Genomic DNA, 25378 nt, shown 5'->3' with positions numbered 1-25378 from the left:
TGATATTTGTTATTTGTGGCAAAGAACCATTTGAAAATTTTAATTATTTAAATACCCTTAGAGATGCGTTTATGAGGGGGGTAAAAGAAATAAAACATTGAGTTTGTTTTTTGCCTGAAAAATTATCGAACGACCATTGCGGGAGTAAACGAAAGAGAAGGAGAGATCAAAAGCGTTTACATCGGCCTGCCAAATAGCTAACTTGCCCACTGTTTTTGATCGAACAAGAAGATTGTTGATGCGCCCATTTCCGTCTTTCCGCTCAATTTGGCTACCGAGGTTACTTTGAATATTCCCGTCTATATAATCAATCTTGATCGGTCAAAAGATCGTTTCGAGGTTGTCGCACGATCAGCTGAAAGCGTCGGGCTGGACTATCATCGTATAAGTGCGGTTGACGGTAGCGAGATCGACATTCAGCATTCTCCCGAAATTGATGTGAAAGGGTTTCGCCGCCGGCACGGGAAAAATATCCTGCCTGGAGAAGCAGGGTGTTATCTTAGTCATCTTCGGGTGTTGTCGGTTATTGCAAATGGCGAGGATCCTTATGCCGTCATTGCAGAGGATGATGTCGGCTTCGATGAGGAATTTGTCAGAATTATCAATAAACTTTCTCAAATCGACGGATGGGATATGATCAAATTTTCCAACCATCGTAACCGGATTTTTCGTAAAATGATGGATATAACCGATAATGTATCCATTGGTCGGTATTTGCATGGTCCTTTAGGAAGCTCGGCGGCCTATATGGTGACGCGCGAGGGAGCAAAGAAGCTTCTTGAAAAACTCACTCCGATGAGCCTTCCTTACGATGTAGCGCTTGAACGCGGTTGGAGCGGCTATAAAGCATTTTCAACCAACAAGAATATCGTAAAATTTTGTGGAGTGAATGGCTCGACGATCGTGAAGGGAAGAAAAACCTATCACAATATGCGATTGCCGAAGTGGAAGCGGATTGGTACCCTGTTTTTCCGGATATCGGATTATATTCGTCGTATCATTTATGGGCTACAGCCGTCCCACCTGAAACTTCAAGATAGGGTTAAAAAATGAAAGCCATTGTCACAGGCGCTGCCGGTTTTATCGGTTTTGCAACGACGAAAGAATTGCTACGGCAAGGTTTCGAGGTTGTCGGAGTTGATAATCTGAATGATTATTATTCTGTCGAGCTTAAAAAGGCACGTCTAAAGAATATCAGTGACGATTCGGCGTTTCGTTTTGTTAAAGCGGACATCGCCAATAAAGAACAAGTCGAACGGGCTTTGGGGCACGAAAAGCATGTCGACGTCATTGTGCATTTGGCTGCTCAGGCGGGCGTGCGTTATTCGATAGAAAATCCTTCTGCATATGTAAACGCGAATGTTGAAGGTGAGGTCAGAATCTTCGAACAGGCGTTGAAGTTTGATTCCCGTCCGCCGGTTGTTTATGCAAGCTCTTCTTCTGTTTATGGGGCAAACAAGAAAGTACCATTTTCGGAGGATGACAGAGTTGACGATCCTGTTTCGGTTTATGCTGCGACAAAACGGGCCGGAGAGCTTCTTGCCTGCTCATATCACCATGTTCATAAACTCAAAACTTCTGGTTTGAGGTTTTTTACAGTCTATGGTCCGTGGGGGCGTCCCGATATGGCTCCTTGGCTTTTTACGGATGCCGTTTTGAAAGGCCGTCCAATAAAACTTTTCAATTACGGCAAGATGCAGCGGGATTTTACTTTTATCGACGATATTGTGTATGGCGTTGTCACTGTGGTAAAAAATATTATCAATGAACCGGAAAATGTCGCCGATATTTATAACCTTGGTAATAACAAGCCGGTTCAACTGTTGGAATTTGTTGAAGCTATCGAACGGGCAACGGGCAAAAAAGCATTGACCGAACTTTGTCCTATGCCGCCTGCCGATGTTGAAAAAACTTATGCCGATATTTCCCGTGCCGAAAAGGATTTGAAATTTCACCCGACAATGTCGATAACCGAAGGCATGGTAAAGTTTGTCGACTGGTTTAAATCTTATCAAGGCAAATGATGGGCTGGAAACCGAAAAAACGTCATTTTTCTTCACTTGCCGAAACGGCATCGGGGCTACTTGAGCCAATTTTGCGTAAAAAAACCGGTCTCAGTCTGGAACTTATGGCAAATTGGGCTACCCTTGTTGGCGAAGATATTGCCAAAACCACAATGCCGCTGAAGATTATTTGGTCAAGGCGTGCGAGCATTGATGATCCCTTTAAACCGGGAACGCTGGTTGTGGGATGCGAAGCCTATTCTGCAATGATACTCACGCATGAGACGGGAGAAATCCTTCAACGCATCAATGCCTTTTTCGGCTATGTCGCGATCAATCGCATAAAGATCGAACAGCGTGTTATTGTGAAAGAGGAAGAGGCACGTATCGAACGCCCGCCGGTTAATGAGAAAGACCGCAAACTTATAGACGAGCTTACAGGAAAAATCGAAAATGATGGTTTGAGAAACTCTTTGAGCGATCTGGGGTTATCTATTTTTTCGCAAAAATATGTGTCTCATGGCAAAAAATTTAACAATTAATCCGAGACAACTTTTAATGGATGACTTATAAAATAACAAAGCTTGCCTTCGACTTAGCGAGTTTCAAGTTTGAACAAATAAAAAGAAAAGGTACTGTTATGCTTAATAAAAAAAACAGTCAGCGTCTTCGTTCTTTCGCTGCCGCTTTGGGGTTAGCCGCAACAACCTGTTTTACTATTTTTCCTTCTTATGCTGCCGATAATAAACCGGCTGAAGCAACAACAGGTGATAGCAAGACGATCAATGTCAAATCGTCAGGCACTGTTGATATGGCAAAACTTCTTGAACCCGGTAAAGGCAAGGAAATGGTCGAGGGCAAAGCTGATGCTCCGGTAACCATTGTTGAATATGCTTCTGTTACTTGCGGCCATTGTGCTGCTTTCTTTAATGAAACGCTGCCATCCATCCGTGAAAAATATATCAAAACCGGTAAAGCGCGTCTGGTATTCCGCGAATTTGCCTATGATCCGCGCGCACAGGCAGGTTATATGCTTGCACGCTGCGCACCGGAAGACCGGTATTTTCCGATGATTCAAGTGCTTTTTGAAAAGCAGATGGATTGGGCTGCCGCGTCCGACGCTTTGCCGCCATTGAAAAATATTGCTGCGATGGCCGGTCTTGATGACAAAGCTTTCGAAGCTTGCCTGAAAAACCAGACTGTACTTGACGAAGTCAAGAGTTCGTTCGAACGAGGCAAAGAGTTTGGTGTAACTTCGACACCGACATTTTTTATCAATGGCAAGAAATATGAAGGCGCATTGTCTGTGGAAGAAATGTCTTCTGTGATTGATAGTTTTCTGTAATACCATAATATGTGCTAATAAAAGGATGCAGTTATATTTTGGCTGCATCCTTTTTTGTAACCCGAAGGTAGGTTTATGCAGTTTACCAAGCTGCGACTGGTCGGTTTTAAATCCTTTGTCGAAGCTCAGGAGTTCGTGATAGAGCGTGGGCTAACGGGTGTTGTTGGCCCGAATGGATGCGGAAAATCAAATCTGGTTGAATCGCTCCGTTGGGTTATGGGAGAAAACTCCTATAAAAATATGCGTGCTTCCGGCATGGATGACGTTATTTTTTCAGGTTCCGCAACAAGGCCGGCTAGAAATTTTGCAGAAGTAACGCTTTTTCTTGATAATTCGGACCGCAGTGCGCCGACTGCTTTTAATGATACTGATGAATTACAGGTTTCCCGTCGCATCGAAAGAGATGCAGGTTCGGTTTATCGTATCAACGGTAAAGAGGTTCGTGCCAAAGACGTGCAGTTATTGTTTGCAGACCAATCGACAGGTGCAAGGTCGCCTTCAATGGTCGGGCAGGGGCGAATTGGCGAACTGATACAGGCCAAACCGCAAGCACGGCGTGCTTTACTGGAAGAAGCGGCAGGTATTTCAGGCCTTCATAGTCGTCGTCATGATGCAGAATTGCGCCTGCGTGCTGCTGAAGGAAACCTTGATAGGCTTGAAGATGTGGTCGGCGATCTTTCCTCGCGAATTGAAAGTTTGAAACGTCAATCGCGACAGGCCAATCGCTTCAAAACCCTCTCGGCCGATATCAGACAGGCAGAGGCAGGACTATTCTATCTGCGTTGGTCAGATAATAAATCGCAGGAAGTTGAAGCAATCAGTGCTTTGAATGGCGCCACTCAGCTCGTTGCGGAAAAGGCACAAGCGCATATGCGCGCAGAAAAGGCACAAGAAGAGAGTAAAAACAAACTTCCGCCCCTACGGGAAGAAGCTGCGAAAGCTTCCGCCGCATATCAAAGATTAAGCCTTGAACTACAACAACTTGATGAGGAAAAAAACCGCAATCGGCAACGACAACAGGAATTGATGCGCAGGCTTGAACAACTCGACGCCGATATTAGTCGCGAGGAACAACTTGCCAAAGATAATGGTGAGAGCCTTGAACGACTGGATGAGGAAGAAAAAACTTTACGGCTTGAGGCGGAAAACCAACAGGAAAGCGAGGCCGAGCTCACCCTACAATATGAAGAGCTGCAAAGTGTGTTGAGCAAAAGCGAAGCTCAGGCAGGGGAACTTACACAATTGCAAGCCCACGCCAAGGCCGAGGAAACAAGAATTGTCAATCAGATTGCTGATCTTGCGAAACGTGGCGAGCATCTTGATGAAACAATTTCCGATTTTAAGCAGCAAATAGAAGTACTCCAAACAGATATAGCGTCTTCCGACAAAATTGCCGAATCCCGTAAAAAATTGGACGAAGCCGAGGTGAGGCTTAAGCAAAACGAAGCCTTATTGCAAGAATGCGAGTTGGCAACTGAAGCTGCACGGGAAGAGGAAAATGCGGCGCGTCCGGTGGTCGCTGATTGTCGCGATCAGCTGAACGGACTTGCTACGGAAGCACGCACGCTTGAACAACTTTTGAGTTCTTCAATCAGTGGGGAGTTTCCGCCGGTTGTGGATCAAATTACTGTAAAAGACGGTTATGAAGTTGCTCTCGGTGCAGCATTGGGAGATGATCTCGAAGGGTCGGTTGAAGAAGGCGCGCCTCTTTTCTGGAGCGGTCATACGGGAACTTATGAAGCACCAGCTCTTCCCGATGGTGTAAAGTCATTGGCGGATTTTGTAAAAGCACCAGCAGAATTAAGTCGAGCCTTGCAACAAATCGGTGTTGTCGAAGAGGAAGACGGCAAGCGCTTACAAAGGGATTTGAAGACAGGGCAAAAACTGGTGAGCCGGAATGGCGCAATCTGGCGTTGGGATGGTTTAATGGCGCGCTCTGACGCGCCGACTGCAAGCGCGCAACGTCTCGCTCAAAAAAATCGCCTTCAGGTGTTGGCCCATCTCATTGACAAAGCGAAGGAAGCTTTGAAGATTGCCGAAATTAACTTACAGAAGCTCACGAAAAAAGTTGAAGAATCGGCCCTTTATGAGCGCGAAATACGTGAAAAACTGCGGTCGAGCCGCGAAATTCGGGATGAGGCACAGCAGTTTTATAGCAAAATTGAACGCGAAGTCTCCGAACATCGTTTGAAGCTTTCTTCACTTGAAAATAATGTGCGTGATCTTGAAGGCGAAAAAGCAGAACTCGTTCAAAAACTTGAAACTTTATCGAATGAACGGAATGAATTGCCTGATATGACTGCTATAGAGGAAAAGATCACGTCATTTTCGGCAAAAATCTCTTCGCAACGTAGAGCAGTATCGGAAGCATTGGCTGCCCTCCAAAGCTGGAAACAGAATGCAAATGCGCGGGTACGCAGGCTTGAAGTGATCGGATCGGAGCGTAAAGCCTGGTTCAATCGTATTGAAAATGCGAAAAATCAGATAGAGGCGCTAAAAGCACGTCGTGAAGAAGCAATGACCGAGGCCGAACAATTGGCCGAGACGCCGGAAGGGCTAGAGGAAAAACGACAAAACCTGCTTGATGCCATTGCAAAAAAAGAAGCGGAAGGCCATGCCGTTATGGACCGTCTGGCAGAGGCAGAAACAATACAGACAACGCTCGATAAACAGACATCGGAAGCTTTTGCCAAACTTTCTTCAAGCCGTGAAGAACGCGCGAGAGCTGAAGAGCGACTTAATGCTGCCGTTGATCGACGGAAGGATATTGAGTCGCGGATAAGCGAAGCTTTGAATTGTCAGCCGCATGAAACTTTGGCTCTTGCAGGGTTTTCGGTTGGCGATGAAATGCCGGACATTGAAACACTTGATCACAAGCTTGAACGGTTGCGGATCGAACGCGAACGTTTGGGAGCGGTCAATCTACGTGCCGACGAGGAAGAAAAAGAACTGCGCTCGCGGTTTGATTCAATTACCGGCGAACGTGACGATGTGGTAGAAGCGATCAAGAAGCTGCGTGTCGCAATTGTCAATCTTAACCGCGAGGGGCGCGAGCGTCTGCTTTCAGCCTTTAACAAGGTCAACGACCAATTCCAGAGACTTTATCACCATCTTTTTGGTGGTGGAACGGCAGAGCTGCAACTCATTGAATCCGATGACCCGTTGGATGCCGGCGTGGAAATTCTGGCGCGGCCGCCCGGTAAAAAACCACAAACTATGACGTTATTGTCAGGTGGTGAACAGGCCTTGACTGCATTGGCATTGATATTTGCAGTTTTCTTGACGAGTCCGTCTCCCATTTGTGTGCTTGACGAAGTTGATGCACCGCTTGATGACCATAATGTCGAACGTTACTGCCATTTGATGGAAGAAATGGCAAAATCGACAGAAACGCGTTTTATCGTTATCACCCACAACCCGATCACTATGGCACAAATGGATCGCCTTTTCGGTGTCACTATGGGCGAACAGGGGGTTTCGCAACTCGTATCCGTTGACTTGCAAACGGCAGAAAAAATGCGAGATGCCGGTTGATATTAAAGGCTCAAAAAGTTGTTATTCAATCGATTTGGTCAATCTGTAAAGAAAATTGATGTTGGCGGCAGACTAAATGTCATTTAAGCTATAGTTGATAGTTGATATTTGTTTGTCTCCATCAAGGGTAATACAGGAATTCCAGTTTTTAATATTCAACTATCGAAGTCAATCGGAGGATATGTTTGAAATGACAAAATGGGTTTACAGCTTCGGTAACGGGAAAGCGGAGGGGGCTGCATCTGAACGCAACCTCTTGGGCGGCAAGGGAGCAAATCTTGCAGAGATGAGCAATCTCGGATTGCCGGTTCCTCCGGGATTTACAATTACGACTGAAGTCTGCACCTATTTTTATAATAATGATAAAACCTATCCTGACAAACTTGATGAAACAGTCAAGAAATGTCTTGCCGAAGTCGGTAAACTGACCGGGCGCCGTTTTGGTGACAAAGATAAACCGTTGTTGGTTTCTGTGCGTTCGGGGGCGCGTGCCTCTATGCCCGGTATGATGGATACAGTCCTCAATCTTGGACTGAACGATGAAACTGTCAAAGCCATTGCCAGAGAGACAGAGGACGAACGTTTTGCCTATGACAGCTATCGTCGTTTTATCCAGATGTATTCCAACGTTGTGCTTGGTATTGATGGTTCATTGTTTGAAGAAATTATCGACGATGCCAAAGCCCGCCATGGTTACGAAGTCGATACCGAAATGACCGCCAAAGATTGGCAGGATGTGATTGCTTCTTATAAAGAATGCGTCGAAAGAGAAATCGGAAAACCGTTTCCTCAAGATCCTGAAAAACAGCTTTGGGGGGCGATCAGTGCTGTTTTCTTAAGCTGGATGACACCACGTGCTGTGACCTATCGCGAACTTCACGATATACCGGAAAGCTGGGGCACTGCGGTTAATGTTCAGGCAATGGTGTTCGGCAATATGGGTGATGATTCGGCAACCGGTGTTGCTTTCACCCGTAACCCGTCGACGGGCGAGAATGCGCTTTTTGGGGAATTTCTTGTCAACGCACAAGGAGAAGATGTTGTTGCCGGTATAAGAACGCCGCAAAACATCACCGAAGCTGCGCGCATAGCAGCCGGTTCCGACAAGCCTTCGTTGGAAAAAACTTTACCGCAAGCCTTTAAAGCATTCAATGACATCGCCCATAAGCTTGAAAAGCATTATCGCGATATGCAGGATATGGAATTTACCATTGAAAAAGGTAAGTTGTGGATGCTGCAAACGCGTATCGGAAAGCGCACAGCGCGGGCGGCCCTCAAAATGGCTGTCGATATGGTTGCCGAAGGTCTTATAGACCGCACCGAAGCAATTTCCCGTATTGATCCGAAATCGCTCGATCAACTTTTGCACCCCACGCTTGACCCGAATGCAAAAAAGATTGTTTTAGGAACAGGCCTTCCGGCTTCTCCGGGAGCGGCGACGGGCGAAATCGTTTTTTCTTCTGAAGAAGCGGAAAATGCAACCAAAGAAGGACATAAAGTTATTCTGGTGCGGGTGGAAACAAGTCCGGAAGATATTAACGGTATGCACGTTGCAGAAGGTGTTTTGACAACGCGCGGTGGTATGACAAGCCATGCCGCTGTTGTGGCTCGTGGTATGGGAAAACCGTGCGTTTCGGGAGCCGGTAGCATCCATATCGATTATCGTAGCGGCACATTGAAAGCAGCCGGCGAGACTTTCCATAAAGGTGACATCATCACGATTGATGGTGGAAATGGCGAAATTTACAAAGGCAAAGTTGCTATGTTGCAACCAAAAATGTCGGGCGATTTTGCAAAACTCATGTCATGGGCCGATGAAAAACGCCGTATGCATGTTTGTGCGAATGCCGAGACACCGGCGGACGCACGTATGGGGCGCTCTTTCGGTGCAGAAGGAATTGGTCTTTGCCGCACCGAGCATATGTTTTTTGCCGGTGATCGTATCATCTCGATGCGTGAAATGATTTTGGCCAATGATGAACAGGGGCGTCGCAAGGCTTTGGCAAAACTTCTGCCCATGCAGCGTTCCGATTTTATCGAATTGTTTGAAATCATGCATGGTCTGCCGGTTACCATTCGTTTGTTGGATCCGCCGCTTCATGAATTTCTGCCGAAAACAGATGTCGAAATTGCCGACGTTGCCAAAGCTATGTCAATTCCGGCTGAACTGATTAAAGAAAGAGCAGCAGAGCTTCATGAATTCAACCCGATGCTAGGATTAAGGGGATGCCGTTTGGCAATTACTTATCCTGAAATTGCCGAAATGCAGACGCGCGCAATTATAGAGGCTGCGATTGAAGCAGGGAAAGCTACCAAGGAAACGGTTATACCGGAAATAATGGTGCCTTTGGTCGCATTGAAAACCGAACTTGATTATGTCAAAGATCGTATTGATGAAACGGCAAAGGCTGTGATGAAAGAGCATAATGTTTCAATCAAATACCTTGTCGGGACGATGATCGAATTGCCAAGGGCTGCGATTCGTGCTGCCGAAATTGCCAAATCGGCGGAGTTTTTCTCTTTCGGCACCAATGATCTTACGCAAACGACGTTCGGCATTTCACGCGATGATGCCGGTCCATTCCTTTCGACTTATATTAAAAAAGGTTTATTGGAACAGGATCCATTTGTATCCATCGACCGTGATGGTGTAGGCGAACTTGTCAAAATCGGCGCAACACGCGGCCGCAGTCAGCGTGCCGACATCAAGCTTGGTATTTGTGGTGAACATGGTGGCGATCCGATGTCAATTGACTTATGTGAAGAAGTCGGATTGAACTATGTTTCCTGTTCGCCGTTCCGTGTGCCGATAGCCAGACTTGCTGCAGCCCAAGCGGCAATCAGGCATAAAAAATAGGTTATGCCAAGAGTAGGTAATTAATGTGGAATTCGATTTGCCGGTGCGTTTTTGCCGGTATCATAAGTTTGAGTGCACCGGCCATAACTATGGCCGGTACTGTCGAGCCGATATTGCATATTGAAAAAGGTGAAGCGTCAAGTCCACAGGTGGCTTTGACGCTTGACCTATGTATGGGGGATATCGACCACCGTATTTTTGACACTCTCGTCTCTCATCAGATCAAAGCCACTTTATTTGTTACGGCCCGATGGTTACAACGAAATAGGCAAACTATCGAAGTTATCAAGGCTCATCCCGATCTGTTTGAAGTTGCAAATCATGGCAAAAATCATGTTCCTGCAATCGACAATCAGACGGATATCTATGGTCTCAAAACAGCAGGTAGTCTTAAAGCAGTTTGTGAAGAAATCAAAGGTGGAGAGCAGAGTTTGCTAACTGCAGGTTTTCCGCGCACTTACTGGTATCGCGATGCATCTGCACGCTATTCTAAGGATGCGGTGAAACTTATTCATGACATGGGGTATGAAGTGGGCGGCTTCTCTCTTAATGCTGATATGGGAGCATCCTTGCCGCCAAAAACGGTTGCTCAACGGATTTCATCTGCTAAGAATGGTGATGTCATTATCGCCCATATGAACCAGCCTAAACGGGCATCCGGTCAAGGGGTCGCAGCGGGTATTCTGGAGCTTGAGAAAAAGGGCTATCGATTTGTGAAATTATCGGATGCCGCAAAACCGGTAGAGAGACAAACGACGATTAGCGACTGTAGCATGTTGGAAGGGAAAAGTACGACAACGGGGACAAGCACGTTACAAGGGGCAATGAACGGACAATGAGAAAAAAATACGTTCGGCTAACTTCCTATGCTGCTTTATGGTCGCCACGTTTTGGCGGTGTGAGTCTGTTGGCTCTTGTCATCATCAGTCTTCTTCACCGTTTTTCCCTTATCCGGACCCATATATTTCTCGTCTGTTCAAGCATTGCCGGTTTATTGGCTCTTATAGCTCTCTTTCTGGCAGCCAAAGGACTTTACGATCTTTGGGAAAATGGTGACAGGGGTGGATTGAAATCACTAAAGGGTATTGTCTATTCACTCGTAACACTCACCCCCATATCGGCTTTTTTGTTCATGTGGTGCGTTATGCCACCGCTTAACGACATTTCGACCGATACCGATACGCCGCCACACTTTATTGCAGATGCAAGACCGGCTGACGCTTTGCCCGTTGCTGCCGACTTATCCAGTCAGTCCAATCTACAACTAAAAGAATGGCGCGAGCTTTCCGGCCGTCGTTATGATGGCTCTCCTGACCGTATTTTGAAATCTGTACGCAATGTTTTGAATGCACAGGGCTGGCCAATCAAGGCGCAACGCGGTGTTGACGGTGAAGACGACGAGCTCTTTATCGAATCCGAAGCTAAAACTTTTTATCTCGGTTTTATATCGGACATCGTCATTCGTCTGACCGATGAAGGCGATACCACTTTTGTCGATATGCGTTCGGCTTCACGTTATTTATATCGCGATCTTGGTGTCGATGCTTCCTTTATTCTCACCTTTATGGATGCTCTTGACACTGAAATGCTTTCAACACCTATCGATCAGGATAATGAATAGGAACTGAAAAGCGAAAGTGGTTCATCCGTTATGACAATGCCTTTCTCCACCAAATCTTCGAGGTGGGCAAGAACCGAGAGAGCAGCAGCTTTGTGAAGGCGATTGTCGAGTGTTCTGTAAATTGCCTTGACAATCTCGCTTATTGTCCGGTCTCCTTCACGCAATCGTTCGATAATTGCCCGTTCACGCATTTTTCTGTGTGCAATAATGGCGCGCACATAAGCGTGCGGCTTCATGACAGGGCCACCATGTCCGGGAAGGTAAATCTTATCGTTGCGGCTCAGAAGTTTTGTGAGTGATTGCATATAATCCTGCATGGCACCATCAGGTGGCGCGACCACTGTTGTTGCCCATGCCATAACATGGTCGCCAGTAAAAAGCACACCGGTTTTATCAAGAGCATAGGCTGCGTGATTTGCCATGTGTCCGGGAGTAGTGACCGAAGTGAGTTTCCAGCCATTGCCTTCGATTGTCTCACCGTCCCCTAGTATAATGTCAGGTTTAAAATTTTTGTCACGATCCGCGTCAAGGGCGATGGAGTTGTCAAGGACATTGGTCAAAGCAGGCCTGTAGCGTCCTTCAGCAACAATTCTCGCTCCGGTAAGGTCACTTAATCTCTTCGCAAGCCCGCAGTGATCGCTATGGCTATGCGTGATAAAAATATAATCCAGTTTATGACCGTCAATGACGCGAAGAAGCGTTTGCAACTGGTCATCATCATCGGGACCGGGATCAATAATTGCAAGCTCGTCTTTTCCTAAAATATAACTATTCGTGCCGGTAAAGGTAAAAGGGGAGGGGTTATGAGCTGTTACCCGACGGATACCATTACCAAGAACGACTGCCTGACCATATTGAGGTGTAAAATCCTTGTTAAAATCGATACGCATCGGATTTCCTTTTCCGTTAAGCTGGAATGCATATTAAATTGCAAAGCTTCAAAAGCTAACATCTGCAACGAGATTTTAAAGATTATAGCAGACAGGAGAGACGGAAAAGTTACATTTGCTTGAAAATTACTATTGAAATCCGAGTCATAGGTTGAAATTCGCCGGGTCGGTAAAAATCGTCAAGTAGATGGATATATGCCGAATGGTTGGACGCGTTTGAAAATCTGTTTTCAACCAACGTAATGGCAGAACTCGCGCGAGACTATAGCCAAAAAAAAGTGCTGGTACGTGCTTAGACATATTGCACATTTTTATCGAACTCGTTATAAGGCGCGCAGGAAGTGTGCCAAGCATGCTTTTTGGGGTATAGCCAAGCGGTAAGGCACCGGTTTTTGGTACCGGCATTCCCTGGTTCGAATCCAGGTACCCCAGCCATTTTCTCTAAATCAGCTTTTGATTTTCGTTCGAGAACGGTCACTATCATTAGAGAGATAATGATATGGCGGTTTTTGGACAGAGACTCTTGCAAAAATATGTGCAAAACGAACCGTAAAACAGTTCAATATCGCTTCGCCGTAAGTTATGAAAATCCTATCCAAAAATGTGAAATAGCCGCAAAAACGCTAGGAGATTCCTGCTTTAGCGTTTCATATTGATTATTTCTGCCATTGTCTCGTCGGCAATTTGGAAAACGCGGAAATTGGCTTTAAAATTATGTTCAGCCAAGTCCATATTCACCATGTCGTCTCCGGCATCATATGTCTCGCGACCGACAGTTGTTCCAACCGCAACATTCTGGGCAATCTGATCAAGTGTATCCGCTTGTCTGTTCATGCCGCCTACCGAAATACGCATTGCTGAATCAATAGACATCGAATTCACCCTTTCTGTTGACGCTTTTAATTATCTCAACACGTTAAATATAATACACTTAACGGCTGATTTCCAGAGAAGAGGTAAAAGTTAAAATTAGAGCCAGCCTTTTTTTCTGAAGTATAATATGGGTATAACAGCAGAAATAATCATCAGAAACAAAGCAAAAGGATAGCCCCATTTTTCATTAAGTTCCGGCATAAATTGGAAATTCATGCCATAGATGGAAGCAACAAGTGTTGGCGGCATGAAACCGACCGCTGCAACCGAGAAAAATTTGATAATTGCATTTTGTTCAGTCGATATCATTCCGACAACGGTATCAAGCAGGAATGTCATTTTTGCAGACAAAAAGTCTGCATAATGTTCAAGCGACTGGGTATCCTGTTCCAATGATTTGACAGTCGTCTTCATATCTTTTTTTGGTGTTACTGTTTTGCCGTCGGCTTCGATATATTTGGGGGTAACTGTTTTCCCGTAAGCTTCAACATAAACGAGAAGGCGGCTAACTCCCGCAATGCTTTCTCTCACCATTGAAAGCAACGTTCCCTGATTGCCAATATGGTTGAGAGTTTTGCGAAAATCGATGGTCGACATCGGCATAGCCGCTTCATCACGATGGAAAATATTGCGGGAAGCCGTTTCAATGCGTCCGGAGACTGCTTCAAGAAGATCGGCAAGCCTATCTGTTGCAGCCTCGATAACAGCAGTGAGAATAGTTAACCCCGTGCACTGCGGTGTAATTAATCCATTGCCTGCTTTAGTCACCCGCAAAATGAAAAGCTCGATTGCTTGCGGGTGGCTATAGCGAACAGTCACCAGCCTTGATCCTGTCAGAATGAAGGTAACAGGCGCGATATCCCGTTTGTCGCCGTCAACAGTATAGATCAACGGAGCTGTCATATATTGCGCTCCGTTTTCCATATAAAAGCGGCTTGATTCTTCAATCTCTGTCATATCATCATGCGTCGGTATGGGAATTCCGAGCCACTTTTCCAGCTCTTTTTCCTCTCCTGCAGTCGGATCGGAAAGATCAATCCACAGCACGTCATTTTCGGGCGTTCCGTCTTCTTTAAGCGGGACTTCAACAAGACGGTCAGTCGATGTTCGGAAGCTGCGGATCATGCATTAATCCTTTGTGATTTCAACCGGAGCTATTTTTTGTACTTCGACGAATTCTTGGTCCCAACGGCCTGATACCAGCGGGTGACAATGAGAAATACCTTCAGCTGAAAAATGAACCGGCTTGGTATCGACAATGCCGGCAGGGGCGTCATCGCCCTTCCGATATTCGGATGTTCCGATGATGGCACGTTCATTTTTGTGATAACTCGCAAGTCTGAGATCGCGCGCTTCTTCAATACGTTTGGCAAGGTTGCCATCAATCAGACTTTGCATAACGCCGCCTTCATCTTCAAGGCGGGTAAATTCGACCCACGCTGCTTCTGCAAGTGCATCTGCGTCACTGTCTCGCCGGTTTGCCTGTTTTGCAAGCGGGGTGGCAAGCTCTTTCATAAAAATAAGCTGGCTGTTACGGGCAATGCGACGCGCGTTTTCATCGGGTAAACCAAATACGAAACTATATGGTAAAACCGATAATGATGATGCTCCACCCAAAATGGCAGCATAGGCAGCAATCGATGAACGGGAGATATTGCTGAGGGAATCCTGTTTTGTCATCATTCGCATCGATGTTTCAACGTGAATGACCGCAGGAAATGGCGAAGTCACCCCGCGTTCTTCCTGAAGTCTGCGCCAAAGCGACCTGATTGCACGCATTTTTGCAAGCCCCATGACGGGGTCTTCATCAAGAGCTGTGGCAAAACCGATGTGCGGTAAAGCATAAATAATGTGGTGGCGTGCTTCCTCGACCATCTTCAAATGGGCGAGCGCAACCGACATCATAGCACCGATCTCTTGTGCCGGCGTAGCACCGGCATTATGGTAAGGTCGTCCATCGGCTTCAAGAACAACACCGGGAATGCCTGAGGAAAAAAACACCGACATTGATTGCGGCAATGACGCTTTTAGCGCTTCAATCGACATTTTGAGTTTGCCGGTCGTGGCCAACACAGCCGTGGGGTCGGTACTGAATGTCAGTTTTGTGCGAGTCGGGTTAATGCGCCGGTGCTGGAGATAATCGATAAAACTGTCGGCAATGACACGACCATGGGGATGGTTGTCGAGACGGATATGAAGACCGTCGAGGCTTACCCCGTCGAAAAGTGTTGGAATTGTTTCTGCTTTAGCCGGTAGTCCGAAGCCGTAAGCACTATTGGCGCCTTCGAAAATCAGGGCAATGCCGGTAGCACCATTGGCTATATCTTCCTTAAGTTGGAAGCGGGCACGTTCAATATCGGGATCGTCGGCACGTTGCATGACTGACCAGCCTGCCTGACGGGATTGTGTATTGTCGGATGGATGGGATTGTTTCGAGCTCATGAGCAAATCAAAATCCTGCTAAATAAATTTTACACCATCTCGGAGATGGGGTTTTATGTAACACAATCACAAAGCCCCGACCGGTGCAAGTCCAACCTATTGCAAATTCATTTAGGATTCAATTTGTCAAAACCAAGTGCGGCTCGAGAAATCCGCAATCAATCGGGTGTTTATTCAGTATCGGAAGCAATTAAGAAGTTACGAGGTTGATTGCATTCCAAAATCAGGGGCTCAAAGGCGAATTTTTATATGTCGTTGATTTAAAAATAGAACTTGCGAAAATTTATTGAGCTTTCAAATTTTTGAAATTTTTACGAAGATGCATTTGTTGCGTTGTTAATCACGCCAGTCATCAGCCGACTATCCGGTTTTTTACCGTAAGAATTGGAGCATGAGAAAACCAAGTTCTCTTATCTCGTCAAGCCTCACATAAAAGACTTATTGATTTTGTCTAATTTCGGTACATTTATCATGATTGGAAAACATGCCGAGGGATAATTGGGTATGATAGACAAGAGTGGAATTTTTCTGGGTGCCAGCCATCAAAAAAAGGATAACGCACTCAAACCTGAATATATCTGGCTTAAATATGCAAATCGTCATGGCTTGATAACCGGTGCGACAGGCACAGGAAAAACCGTAACATTGCAGGTTATTGCCGAGGCCTTTGCAGCTTCCGGTGTGCCAGTCTTTTGCGCCGATGTGAAAGGTGACCTTTCAGGCATAGCCAAAGCTGGCACGCTTAATGACAAGGTTCGTTCGCGAGCTCAAAGTGTCGGGCTCTCAACTATCGAAATGAAAGCTGCACCTGTTATCTTTTGGGATTTGTTCGGCGTCGACGGGCATCCGATAAGGGCCACTGTGTCAGAAATGGGGCCATTGTTGCTCTCAAGGCTGATGGATTTGACGCAAGCACAGGAAGGTGTGCTGAATATTGCTTTCCGTGTTGCCGATGACGAAGGATTATTATTGCTTGATCTTAAAGATTTGCAGGCAATGCTTAATCACGTTGGAGAAAAGGCTGCGGAACTTTCTTCCCGTTATGGCAATATCTCTAAATCTTCCGTAGGCTCTATCCAGCGTCAATTATTGGTTTTTGAAGAGCAGGGCGGAGAACATTTCTTTGGTGAACCGTCTTTAAAGCTTGAAGATATTATGCGCACAACGAGTGATGGGCGAGGCGTTGTCAGTGTCCTTGCGGCTGACAAACTGATGACCAATCCGCGTCTTTATTCCACATTTCTGTTGTGGCTTATGTCGGAACTTTTCGAACAGTTACCGGAAGTCGGCGATCCTGAAAAACCGCGACTCGTTTTCTTTTTTGATGAAGCGCATCTGCTTTTCGATAACGCACCAAAAGCATTGATTGAACGGATTGAACAGGTCGTGCGCCTGATCCGTTCAAAAGGAGTGGGCATCTATTTTATTTCGCAAAATCCGTTGGATGTGCCGGAGTCCATTCTGGCTCAACTGGGCAATCGCATCCAGCATGCATTGCGTGTTTATACGCCGCGCGAAACAGCAGCTGTGAAAGCCGCAGCCTCGACTTTTCGTGCCAACCCTGATTTTGACACGATGAAAGCAATCTCCGATCTCGGAACCGGTGAAGCGCTGGTGTCAACTTTAGAAGATAAAGGGGTTCCATCCATTGTTCAAAGGACCACTATCCGTCCACCTTCATCACAAATTGGCCCGATTACTTCTGAAGAGCGTCAAAACTTGATAAAAACAAGCCCCGTGAGCGGAAAATATGACGAAACCGTTGATCGTCAGTCCGCTTACGAGATGTTGCAGAAAAATACGCAAGAAAAACAATCCGGTAATAATCAGGAAGAAGGCGGGAGTTTCTGGGATACGATTTTCGGCGATGATAAAAAGAATAGTCGCGGTCAATCTGTTGCGGAAACTGCCGTCAAGTCGATTACCCGTACGGCAGCCAATTCCATCGGCCGGTCAATTGCAAAAGCCGGTGAAAATTATTTACGCGGTGTGTTAGGCAATCTTCTGGGTGGTAGACGGAAATAAACGGTTGGTGACCTGACAGGTTTTGGCGTAGGGTTGATAGATCACCAGTCACAGGATTGTAAAACTACTGTGAAGCGACCGGCGGCAATTGTGGCCTTGGCGTTACTCGAACTAATGTTTTTATATTTTAAAAGTCAATAGCCTTCATCTATGGTCATATGGTTTTAAGAAGTTTTATATAATTTGTGAGCTGCGCTTGGCAAAACCGAGACGTTCATCAGAGGGTGTAAAAGTGGCTTACTTTCGTTCTACTCGGCAAGACTTTCAAAACATTCCGGTAGTTTCAAGGAATTAACGTAATTACCGGAACGGTTATCGGTATGTGAGACCGAATTTACCGCCGCTCCTCAATATCAGACAACAAGTACGGGAGCTTTTTCCGGCACACGATCGTAAAGATCAATAATGTCCTGATTGATTAATCTCACGCAACCAGATGAAGCGCGCTTGCCAATGGACGACCAATCGGGCGAACCATGAAGACGGTAGAGAGTGTCTCGACCGTCTTGAAAAATATAAAGCGCGCGTGCGCCAAGCGGGTTTTTGAGACCCGGTTTCATTCCGCCGTTTTCGGCGCTGTATTTTCTAAGTTGGGGCTGTCTTGCGATCATATCCGAAGGTGGAGTCCATGTCGGCCATTTGCGTTTATATTCGATGATGCCGCGGCCGGACCAAGCAAACCCTTCTTTTCCGACACTGACACCGTAACGAATAGCTTTGCCGTTCAAACGGACGAGATAAAGATAACGGCGTTTGGTATCGACAACGATTGTTCCCGGTTGTTCGCCTGTCGGATCATCAACAATCTGACGTAGAAATTGCGGATCAATTTTTTGATAGGGAATTGCCGGTAAGACAAAATCACCATCGCGCATTTCAGCATACATCGACGCAAAAGGAAGAAGTGCGCTATTATCGGTTGCGTATGGTGATTTTACCGGCGCAAGCGCAATATCTTTCAACCCTGAAGGCATACATGCCGAAAGACCGGTTGTGGCTGCCCCGATTGTGAGTGTTTGCAAAAATAAGCGGCGGGAGACATAGCTGGTCATCTATCAATCCAATTTCTCTTCGTTATTTTATATATGCCGCAAAAAAGTTAAAAACCGCCAAACCTCAGACGCATCATAGCCATGCGAAGGTAAGTTTTCGTGTGAAAGTTCAAAAACATAAACAATAAAATTTGCCATTTACAGGCTGCCCTTACAGCCATCAATGGTCTATCTATAAAATCGGTTTTGTAGAGACAACGACCCGATAACCCGGCTTAGGCGGTCAAACTCTTGTGAGATAGGCAAATTCCCTTGCTTTTATCCAGTGAGAGCACCAAATAAATAAACGCACCTATTCCGGGAGAGAATATATTTTAAGGAGTATTGAAAATGGCTTTTGAATTGCCCGAACTACCCTATGCGTATGATGCACTTCAGCCTTATATGTCGCGTGAGACACTTGAATATCACCATGACAAGCACCATCAGGCCTATGTCACCAATGGCAATAAATTGCTAAAAGATTCAGGCCTTGAAGGTAAAAGCCTTGAAGAAATCGTCAAAGCGAGCTTTGGCAAAAATCAGGGTCTGTTTAACAATGCAGCGCAACACTATAATCACACCCATTTCTGGAAATGGATGAAGAAAGATGGCGGTGGAAAGAAACTACCGGCCAAACTGCAAAAAGCGATTGACAGCGATTTGGGCGGTTACGACAAATTCCGTGCCGATTTCCTTGCAGCCGGTGCAGCTCAATTCGGCTCTGGCTGGGCTTGGTTGGCTGTGAAAAACGGAAAATTGGAAATTTCCAAGACACCGAATGGAGAAAACCCGCTTGTTCACGGAGCAACGCCTATTCTTGGTGTCGATGTTTGGGAACACTCCTATTACATTGATTATCGCAATGCTCGTGCAAAATATCTGGAAGCATTTGTTGATCATCTGATCAATTGGGATCACGTACTGGAAATGTACGAAAAGGCCTGATTTCTTCGGCAAAATGAAATTTGAGCCACCATTTGTAAAAATGGTGGCTTTTCTATTTCAAAACGTAAATAAGTTGAACAACTTAAAATCTGGTGCACATGCTCGCGTCGATCGACTTTTCATTATAAAGATAATTCATTGTTTTTAGCCATGACTTGCATTGATTCATGGTTTTGAAACATCTGTAACGCTCTACCGGCATAAGACCGGAGCCACGGTCCTGAAACGGGGTTTGTTCCCATCCGCGGAAAAAACCGGCAACTATACCACTTCCCTTCGGAGGCGTCGAACAACGTTCGCCTGCATATTCACTGGTCATATTAGCCACTTTCCCGGGATCCCGTCCACTTGCATAACCGCTTTGTGACATCGCGAGAAAGGCAAGGCCGATTGCAGTAAAAAATGTCAATCTCAGTTTCATAGAGAATAGGCCTCCATCAGCCCGGTTAAAATCAATATCTTGTACACAATGTTGCCGTTGGTGGTGGTGCACCGTAAAGCGATTCCATTGTATACAGCCAGCCACGGCATTCATCCATCGATTTAAAGCATCTGAAGCGGTCAACCGGGACAAAGCCATCAGAGCTTACAATGGGGTTATCTGTCAGGCCGCTAAAATAGCCTGCAACAATTCCACTTCCCTTTGCCGGTGTGTTACAACGGGTGCCTGCATATTCATCAACATCTTTCCTGATTCCTGCACTTTGAGCAGGCAGAGAAAAAATGATGACCAATAATAGAACAATTAAATTTGTAATTTTCATTTTCGAGACCAGATATTCCTGAAATATCAGGCCAAATCCTGTAGATTTATTTTTAACATCTTGAGTAAATATCTGGTGTTTTTAGACTGCATTGACAAGTGTGACATTTATCCATTGCCTTAATATTAAATATGAGACGGTTAGAAAAAATAAATGTCCAAGTCCAAGCCAGCTCAGAGGGAACCTCGTTATAATCATCAGAATATGAAGTCCCCCTGAAAAAGTCGGCCGGAAAGCTTAATTTGCAAGAAAAAAACAGGTAGGGTCGCAATATCCTGAAAACAGAATTGTAAGACCCGACCTGTCATTTTAAAAAAACTCCGGTATCATCCGGATGACGGCATTAATTCTTTCCGGCAACTTTAAGAATGAAAGCGTAGATATAGGCACTTTCTTCGAGCCGTGAAAAACGGCCGGATGCGCCGGCATGACCGGAATCCATGTTTGTTCTGAGTAAGACCGGATTATTGCCGGTTTTGAATTCGCGCAATTTTGCAACCCATTTTGCCGGTTCCCAATAGGTTACACGGGGGTCGGTGAGACCTGCCATTGCAAGAATAGACGGATAGTTCTTCGCGCTCACATTATCATATGGAGAATAGGACGCTATCAGTTCATAATCTTCCTTTGATGCAATAGGATTTCCCCATTCGGGCCATTCAGGTGGCGTGAGTGGCAGGGTATCGTCAAGCATTGTCGTTAACACGTCGACAAAGGGAACGATAGCGACAATGCCGGCATAATCTTCGGGAGCCATATTGGCGACGGCACCCATTAGCATGCCACCAGCCGACCCGCCTTCCGCAATCAACCGGTCGTGAGAGGTGAAATGATTGGCAACCAGAAAGCGCCCGCAAGCGATGAAATCGGTAAATGTATTGCGCTTGTACAGATGTTTTCCTTTTTCATACCAGTCAAAGCCTTTTTCTTTGCCGCCTCTGATATGAGCGATTGCATAGATAAAACCGCGATTGACCAACGATAAAGCATTGGTATTGAAACTGTCCGGCATGGAAATTCCATAGGCCCCATAGCCATAAAGGAGGCATGGCGCACTGCCATCGAGTTTTGTACCTTTGCGATAAAAAAGCGAAACGGGAATCTCCGCTCCGTCTTCAGCCTTGGCCATCAAACGACGCGTTATATAATTTTTAGGATCATGCCCCGAAGGTACTTCCTGCCGTTTTAACATGACACGTTGGCGTGTTGTCATGTCATATTCATAAAGTTCGGCGGGCGTTGTCATTGAGGAATATGTAAAGCGGATCGTCCCGCTATCATATTCGGGTGCTCCATGAAGCCCTAATGAATAAGTTTCTTCTGTAAAGGAAATGGCATGTCTTGTCCCATCACGCCGGTCAAGGAGCTCGATTCTGGGAAGGCCATCGCACCGTTCAAGCCAGATTAGAAAATTCTTGTAAGCATCATGAGCAAGGATGAGCCTTGAACGTTGGTGAGGTACCACTTCCGACCAGTTTTCCTCAGTAGGTTTATCGAAAGGCGCTGACATGATTTTGAAATCTTTGGCGCCATTTATATTGGTGAGGATATAGAAGACGTCGCCGCCTTCAGTTAAGCTATATTCGACACCTTTTTGACGCTTTCTTACACATTTGGGTGCGCTTGTCGGATCTTTTGCCGGAATAAGCCAAACCTCGGAAGTTTCGTGGTCGTGTATATCGATATAGATCACGTCATTTAACGACGAACCACCAACACTCAAGAAAAATCCGGGGTCTTTTTCTTCAAAAACCAGTTTATCAGCTTGTTGTTCGGTTCCAAGCTTATGATAATAAAGTTTGGAGGGGCGGTGATTTTCATCCACATTTGTGTAGAAAAAACCTTCCGAATTCGCGTCCCAAACAACATCACCGGCAGTATTCAGAATTGTTTCAGCACTATCCGAGAGCGAACTTAAATCACGCAGTTTTGTTGTATAGAATTCCGAACCTTTGTCATCATAGGTCCAGGCACATTTCTTATGGTCTGGCGAATGCTGGACTGCACCGAGACGAAAGTAATCTTTCCCTTTGGCTAGCGCATCACCATCGAGATAAACGACAGCCTCACCACCATTGCGAGGTGTTCTGAAATAACGCGGCTGTTCGCCACCGGTTGTGAAAGAAACGCCATAAGCATAGGGCCCTTCTTTCACCGGTACCGAGCTGTCATCTTCCTTTATGCGGCCCTTCATCTCGACAAAAAGTGCTTGTTGCAGCTCTTTCGTGTCAGCCATCAGGGCTTCCTGATAAGCATTCTCTTCTTCAAGGTGGCTGCGTATATTTTCGTCAAGCAATTCGGGCTTTTTGAAGACTTCTTGCCAGTTTTCAGCTCTCAGCCAATGGTAAAAATCGTGACGAACAATGCCGTGATGTTCTTCATAATGGTCTATTTTCTTGGTTTCTGGCGGGAAAATTGATGATTCGGTCATTCTTGTTCCTAAATCAGGCACTACACCCGATTATTGCTGGGTTATTCTACAGGCCTATTTTATTTGGCCTGCCTGTTTTATCTTGCTGTCTTATCCTGCTTATAGGTTAAAGCATAGCCATTCATGCAATAACGCAAGCCCGTCGGCTCCGGGCCATCCGGAAAAACGTGTCCGAGGTGAGAGCCACAATCGGCGCATAAAACTTCAGTACGTTCCATGCCATGGGAAAAATCTTCCTGAAGAACCACTGCATCAGCGCTAATCGGACCGAAAAAACTTGGCCAGCCGGTACCCGATTCAAACTTGGTTTCGGAACGATAGAGTGGTTTGCCACAACAAACACAATAAAAGGTTCCTGGTTTCGAAGTATCGAACTTCGGTCCTGTAAAGGCTCTCTCTGTCCCGTGTCCACGAGTAATATCGAATTGTTCCGGCGTTAATTGTTTACGCCATTCTTCCTCGGATTTGATAATTTTAAAATGATGTTTATCACTCATGAATTCTTCCTTGAATAAATATATTAATTTTGCCGACTAATCAGTCAATTGCTTTGACAGCGAAAAAATTAGCTGCTAGAAGCTGACAAAATAGCAATCATCCCCATTTATATGATATCTATGTATAAGGAAATCAATCAATACTAGAATTATCGTCATGTGTTCACGTTAATTATGTAAAAATGGGACACTTTGCCTTATTTTATATATATTTTGTATAAGAGACCTTTATAAGTTCAATAGAAAAATCAAAAAATAACTTGAAAACTATATGGAACCTTTGTTTTATAGATTTGTTTTCTATTTGTAATTGACAAGGTTTCTTACATAGCTATATGAAAACAACATTTGCTTGCTAAACAGACGCAAGCTGAAACAAAGAAGAAGTAAAAAGGAAAAGAAGATGGATGAACAAGCCGTCAGCGAGAATGAAAGTGATTTCATTATTACACTGGTTGCTGATGTTGTAGCTGCTTATGTCGGCAATAACTCAATTAGACCGGGTGAGTTACCTAGTTTGATCGCGGACGTTCACGCTGCATTTGTCAAAGCAGGTGGTGAAACAGCCGCAGAGGCTGAGGTCGAAAAGCAAAAGCCGGCAGTTAACCCGAAGCGTTCTGTTTTCCCTGACTACATCGTCTGTTTGGAAGATGGTAAAAAATTCAAGTCGCTCAAGCGGCACTTAATGACACATTACGAACTTACGCCGGAACAATATCGTGAGAAGTGGGATCTGGACCCTAACTATCCGATGGTTGCACCGAATTACGCTGAAGCCCGTTCCTCACTTGCAAAGCAAATGGGATTAGGGCGCAAACCCGGCAAAAGAAAAGCAAAATAATCGAATTTATAAGATTGAAAATTTAAACGGGTGCATTTTTAATGTGCCCGTTTTTTAAATCGATTGAAGTCCCGATTCAGATTGACACACGCATGTTTGCGGATGGAAGCTTCAATCCGATCATAAAAATATAAATTTATTGTTTTTGAAGAGTGTTTCGGGCTTCAAGGCGAATTCGTTCAACCATCGACCGCAAGCCGTTCGAGCGTTGTGGCGTCAAATTTTCGTCAAGCCCCAGTTTTTTCAGAATTTTTTCGATGTCAGCGTCACGAACTTCCGAGGCGTGCTTTCCCGAATAGAATGTTATCAATATATAGACAAGACCGCGTACGATATGTGCATCGGAATCGCCCTCGAAAGTCATCACCGGATCGGCACCTTCTCCACGTTTGGTCAACAACCAGACTTGACTGACACATCCCGGCACCTTATGTGCCTCATCACGCGCTTCTTCCGGATAAGGGGGGAGTTCGCGGCCGAGTTCGATAACGTAACGATAGCGGTCTTCCCAATCGTCAAGCATGGAAAAACTTTCTAGAATATCGTTCATTGTGTCAGTCATGATTTATTATCGTTCTGCTTTTTCTCTAATGTCTAATAGTTATCGTTGAACCGTTTACTCCGTCTTTGAGAAAAAGTAAATTTTTCGACTGAAAGCTTTTTGCCGTTCTGCTTTTGATAGCCTATTCAAGCGGCTTGTTGTGACTGGAATGTGCTTCGTCTTTTCCCCCGGTTGCCGGCTTGTTTAAAGGTGTAGCAGCACTATCCATTTTGGGCATAGCGGGCTTTATTTCATGCTTTTCATGCTCGTCATGTCCTTTTTCAGGCGTGATCGAACCGGTATTGATATTTTCAGGCGGCAATTTTTTCTCGCCTTTGTCAGAGCCGAATGTTCTGTCCAGATATTCATAGGCAATACGTGCACCATCACGTGCACGTTCGCCAAGCGAGCCGAAAAAAGTCTTACCGGTTTCGCACGTATCGGAATTGCGTTCGCAGAAGTTGCCAAGGTCATTGACCGTATCTTTGACCGCCAATAGCGCCTCGACAGTATTCATATATTGATCAGGCTGAGAACCATTATTTTTTCCGGATGTTCCCAAAAACGAGATGATCACCAGAAACAGAGTTAAAAAACAGAAGGATTTTATAAAAAACCGTATCATAACGCCCCGACACAACGCAGTTACAAATGAGCAGGATAGTGTCGACTGTAACGTTTTATGATTGACGAAAGATTGACAGGATTGAGTTTTTTTCAAGAAACCACAGGCTT

General features: G+C 45.4%; 22 protein-coding genes and 1 tRNA gene. 12 read left to right on the top strand and 11 right to left on the bottom strand.

The genetic code is table 11. The features are described from left to right. Positions 1 to 285: 285 nt before the first annotated feature. From H3V12_RS05160 to H3V12_RS05125, 8 genes are all read left to right on the top strand, one after another. Positions 286 to 1053 carry a glycosyltransferase family 25 protein gene (locus tag H3V12_RS05160; protein ID WP_198213277.1) on the top strand — a complete coding sequence of 256 codons (768 nt, stop codon included), beginning with the start codon at positions 286 to 288 and terminating at the stop codon, positions 1051 to 1053. Next, positions 1050 to 2024 (top strand): SDR family NAD(P)-dependent oxidoreductase, encoded by a 975-nt coding sequence (locus H3V12_RS05155; protein WP_198213275.1) that lies wholly within the window; start codon positions 1050 to 1052, stop codon positions 2022 to 2024. The genes H3V12_RS05160 and H3V12_RS05155 overlap by 4 nt, the downstream gene beginning before the upstream one ends. Further along, complete coding sequence (locus H3V12_RS05150; RefSeq protein ID WP_341464140.1) at positions 2021 to 2545, top strand: DciA family protein; 525 nt, start codon at positions 2021 to 2023, stop codon at positions 2543 to 2545. Before H3V12_RS05155 ends, H3V12_RS05150 begins: the two co-directional genes overlap by 4 nt. A gap of 98 nt (positions 2546 to 2643) precedes the next feature. Continuing rightward, complete coding sequence (locus tag H3V12_RS05145; RefSeq protein WP_198213273.1) at positions 2644 to 3348, top strand: DsbA family protein; 705 nt, start codon at positions 2644 to 2646, stop codon at positions 3346 to 3348. A gap of 75 nt (positions 3349 to 3423) precedes the next feature. After that, the gene (gene smc / locus H3V12_RS05140; RefSeq protein ID WP_198213271.1) at positions 3424 to 6882 is read left to right on the top strand and encodes a chromosome segregation protein SMC; all 3459 of its coding nucleotides are present in this window, start codon (positions 3424 to 3426) and stop codon (positions 6880 to 6882) included. A 190-nt stretch (positions 6883 to 7072) separates the two neighbouring features. Further along, positions 7073 to 9739 (top strand): pyruvate, phosphate dikinase, encoded by a 2667-nt coding sequence (ppdK, locus tag H3V12_RS05135; protein ID WP_198213261.1) that lies wholly within the window; start codon positions 7073 to 7075, stop codon positions 9737 to 9739. A gap of 23 nt (positions 9740 to 9762) precedes the next feature. Beyond that, on the top strand, positions 9763 to 10578 hold the full coding sequence (locus tag H3V12_RS05130) for a polysaccharide deacetylase family protein (RefSeq protein WP_198213259.1): 816 nt from the start codon (positions 9763 to 9765) through the stop codon (positions 10576 to 10578). Then, entirely contained in the window at positions 10575 to 11360 is a 786-nt protein-coding gene (locus H3V12_RS05125) for a DUF1499 domain-containing protein (protein WP_198213257.1), read from the top strand. The genes H3V12_RS05130 and H3V12_RS05125 overlap by 4 nt, the downstream gene beginning before the upstream one ends. Here H3V12_RS05125 and H3V12_RS05120 read toward each other — a convergent pair. Then, entirely contained in the window at positions 11345 to 12250 is a 906-nt protein-coding gene (locus H3V12_RS05120) for an MBL fold metallo-hydrolase (protein ID WP_198213255.1), read from the bottom strand. The genes H3V12_RS05125 and H3V12_RS05120 overlap by 16 nt on opposite strands. A gap of 360 nt (positions 12251 to 12610) precedes the next feature. Between H3V12_RS05120 and H3V12_RS05115 the strand changes: the two genes are divergently transcribed. Continuing rightward, a tRNA-Gln gene (locus H3V12_RS05115) sits at positions 12611 to 12685 on the top strand. 204 nt (positions 12686 to 12889) lie between these two features. On the opposite strand, the gene H3V12_RS05110 is transcribed toward H3V12_RS05115, so the two are convergent. The 3 genes from H3V12_RS05110 to H3V12_RS05100 form a co-directional block, all read right to left on the bottom strand. Further along, positions 12890 to 13123, bottom strand: coding sequence for a hypothetical protein (locus H3V12_RS05110; protein WP_075870132.1), 234 nt, complete (start codon positions 13121 to 13123; stop codon positions 12890 to 12892). A gap of 96 nt (positions 13124 to 13219) precedes the next feature. Beyond that, positions 13220 to 14248, bottom strand: coding sequence for a magnesium transporter CorA family protein (locus tag H3V12_RS05105; protein WP_075870131.1), 1029 nt, complete (start codon positions 14246 to 14248; stop codon positions 13220 to 13222). 3 nt (positions 14249 to 14251) lie between these two features. Further along, a complete protein-coding gene (locus H3V12_RS05100) occupies positions 14252 to 15565 on the bottom strand; it encodes a methylmalonyl-CoA mutase family protein (RefSeq protein ID WP_075915987.1) in 1314 nt (437 codons plus the stop codon). Between the two features lie 504 nt (positions 15566 to 16069). Here H3V12_RS05100 and H3V12_RS05095 point away from each other — a divergent pair. Continuing rightward, the gene (locus tag H3V12_RS05095) at positions 16070 to 17590 is read left to right on the top strand and encodes a helicase HerA-like domain-containing protein (RefSeq protein WP_075915983.1); all 1521 of its coding nucleotides are present in this window, start codon (positions 16070 to 16072) and stop codon (positions 17588 to 17590) included. Between the two features lie 353 nt (positions 17591 to 17943). Here the strand turns inward: H3V12_RS05095 and H3V12_RS05090 are convergent, their stop codons facing one another. Beyond that, positions 17944 to 18642, bottom strand: coding sequence for a L,D-transpeptidase (locus tag H3V12_RS05090; RefSeq protein WP_198213253.1), 699 nt, complete (start codon positions 18640 to 18642; stop codon positions 17944 to 17946). A 330-nt stretch (positions 18643 to 18972) separates the two neighbouring features. Here H3V12_RS05090 and H3V12_RS05085 point away from each other — a divergent pair, with 330 nt between their 5' ends. Further along, positions 18973 to 19569: a superoxide dismutase gene (locus H3V12_RS05085; protein WP_075870126.1), complete on the top strand. Its 597-nt coding sequence runs from the start codon at positions 18973 to 18975 to the stop codon at positions 19567 to 19569. Between the two features lie 82 nt (positions 19570 to 19651). Here the strand turns inward: H3V12_RS05085 and H3V12_RS05080 are convergent, their stop codons facing one another. From H3V12_RS05080 to msrB, 4 genes are all read right to left on the bottom strand, one after another. Further along, on the bottom strand, positions 19652 to 19990 hold the full coding sequence (locus tag H3V12_RS05080; RefSeq protein ID WP_075915979.1) for a hypothetical protein: 339 nt from the start codon (positions 19988 to 19990) through the stop codon (positions 19652 to 19654). Between the two features lie 31 nt (positions 19991 to 20021). Then, on the bottom strand, positions 20022 to 20333 hold the full coding sequence (locus tag H3V12_RS05075) for a hypothetical protein (RefSeq protein ID WP_198213251.1): 312 nt from the start codon (positions 20331 to 20333) through the stop codon (positions 20022 to 20024). Positions 20334 to 20676: 343 nt separating this feature from the next. Continuing rightward, positions 20677 to 22764, bottom strand: coding sequence for a S9 family peptidase (locus H3V12_RS05070; RefSeq protein WP_198213249.1), 2088 nt, complete (start codon positions 22762 to 22764; stop codon positions 20677 to 20679). Between the two features lie 77 nt (positions 22765 to 22841). Further along, entirely contained in the window at positions 22842 to 23261 is a 420-nt protein-coding gene (msrB, locus tag H3V12_RS05065) for a peptide-methionine (R)-S-oxide reductase MsrB (RefSeq protein ID WP_198213247.1), read from the bottom strand. Positions 23262 to 23664: 403 nt separating this feature from the next. On the opposite strand from msrB, the gene H3V12_RS05060 reads away from it, so the two are divergent. Beyond that, positions 23665 to 24102 carry a MucR family transcriptional regulator gene (locus tag H3V12_RS05060; protein ID WP_075870415.1) on the top strand — a complete coding sequence of 146 codons (438 nt, stop codon included), beginning with the start codon at positions 23665 to 23667 and terminating at the stop codon, positions 24100 to 24102. A gap of 136 nt (positions 24103 to 24238) precedes the next feature. On the opposite strand, the gene H3V12_RS05055 is transcribed toward H3V12_RS05060, so the two are convergent. Together H3V12_RS05055 and H3V12_RS05050 are read right to left on the bottom strand one after the other, a co-directional pair. After that, a complete protein-coding gene (locus tag H3V12_RS05055; protein ID WP_075870123.1) occupies positions 24239 to 24664 on the bottom strand; it encodes a SufE family protein in 426 nt (141 codons plus the stop codon). A gap of 121 nt (positions 24665 to 24785) precedes the next feature. Then, positions 24786 to 25268: a DUF5330 domain-containing protein gene (locus H3V12_RS05050; protein ID WP_198213245.1), complete on the bottom strand. Its 483-nt coding sequence runs from the start codon at positions 25266 to 25268 to the stop codon at positions 24786 to 24788. Positions 25269 to 25378: the final 110 nt, after the last annotated feature.

Origin of the sequence: Bartonella sp. W8167 (genome assembly GCF_016100335.1) — a bacterium.
GTDB lineage: Bacteria > Pseudomonadota > Alphaproteobacteria > Rhizobiales > Rhizobiaceae > Bartonella > Bartonella apis.
The sequence above is the reverse complement of the archived record's forward strand: the minus strand, read 5'-3'. Positions and strand labels throughout refer to the sequence as shown.

Coding starts and splice junctions, on each gene's coding strand:
- H3V12_RS05155 (WP_198213275.1), top strand. CDS start 1,050: ATGAAAGCCATTGTCACAGGCGCTGCCGGTTTTATCGGTTTTGCAACG.
- msrB (WP_198213247.1), bottom strand. CDS start 23,261: ATGAGTGATAAACATCATTTTAAAATTATCAAATCCGAGGAAGAATGG.
- H3V12_RS05085 (WP_075870126.1), top strand. CDS start 18,973: ATGGCTTTTGAATTGCCCGAACTACCCTATGCGTATGATGCACTTCAG.
- H3V12_RS05080 (WP_075915979.1), bottom strand. CDS start 19,990: ATGAAACTGAGATTGACATTTTTTACTGCAATCGGCCTTGCCTTTCTC.
- H3V12_RS05095 (WP_075915983.1), top strand. CDS start 16,070: ATGATAGACAAGAGTGGAATTTTTCTGGGTGCCAGCCATCAAAAAAAG.
- H3V12_RS05150 (WP_341464140.1), top strand. CDS start 2,021: ATGATGGGCTGGAAACCGAAAAAACGTCATTTTTCTTCACTTGCCGAA.
- H3V12_RS05050 (WP_198213245.1), bottom strand. CDS start 25,268: ATGATACGGTTTTTTATAAAATCCTTCTGTTTTTTAACTCTGTTTCTG.
- H3V12_RS05110 (WP_075870132.1), bottom strand. CDS start 13,123: ATGTCTATTGATTCAGCAATGCGTATTTCGGTAGGCGGCATGAACAGA.
- smc (WP_198213271.1), top strand. CDS start 3,424: ATGCAGTTTACCAAGCTGCGACTGGTCGGTTTTAAATCCTTTGTCGAA.
- H3V12_RS05075 (WP_198213251.1), bottom strand. CDS start 20,333: ATGAAAATTACAAATTTAATTGTTCTATTATTGGTCATCATTTTTTCT.
- H3V12_RS05090 (WP_198213253.1), bottom strand. CDS start 18,642: ATGACCAGCTATGTCTCCCGCCGCTTATTTTTGCAAACACTCACAATC.
- ppdK (WP_198213261.1), top strand. CDS start 7,073: ATGACAAAATGGGTTTACAGCTTCGGTAACGGGAAAGCGGAGGGGGCT.
- H3V12_RS05070 (WP_198213249.1), bottom strand. CDS start 22,764: ATGACCGAATCATCAATTTTCCCGCCAGAAACCAAGAAAATAGACCAT.
- H3V12_RS05145 (WP_198213273.1), top strand. CDS start 2,644: ATGCTTAATAAAAAAAACAGTCAGCGTCTTCGTTCTTTCGCTGCCGCT.
- H3V12_RS05055 (WP_075870123.1), bottom strand. CDS start 24,664: ATGACTGACACAATGAACGATATTCTAGAAAGTTTTTCCATGCTTGAC.
- H3V12_RS05105 (WP_075870131.1), bottom strand. CDS start 14,248: ATGATCCGCAGCTTCCGAACATCGACTGACCGTCTTGTTGAAGTCCCG.
- H3V12_RS05120 (WP_198213255.1), bottom strand. CDS start 12,250: ATGCGTATCGATTTTAACAAGGATTTTACACCTCAATATGGTCAGGCA.
- H3V12_RS05060 (WP_075870415.1), top strand. CDS start 23,665: ATGGATGAACAAGCCGTCAGCGAGAATGAAAGTGATTTCATTATTACA.
- H3V12_RS05125 (WP_198213257.1), top strand. CDS start 10,575: ATGAGAAAAAAATACGTTCGGCTAACTTCCTATGCTGCTTTATGGTCG.
- H3V12_RS05100 (WP_075915987.1), bottom strand. CDS start 15,565: ATGAGCTCGAAACAATCCCATCCATCCGACAATACACAATCCCGTCAG.
- H3V12_RS05130 (WP_198213259.1), top strand. CDS start 9,763: ATGTGGAATTCGATTTGCCGGTGCGTTTTTGCCGGTATCATAAGTTTG.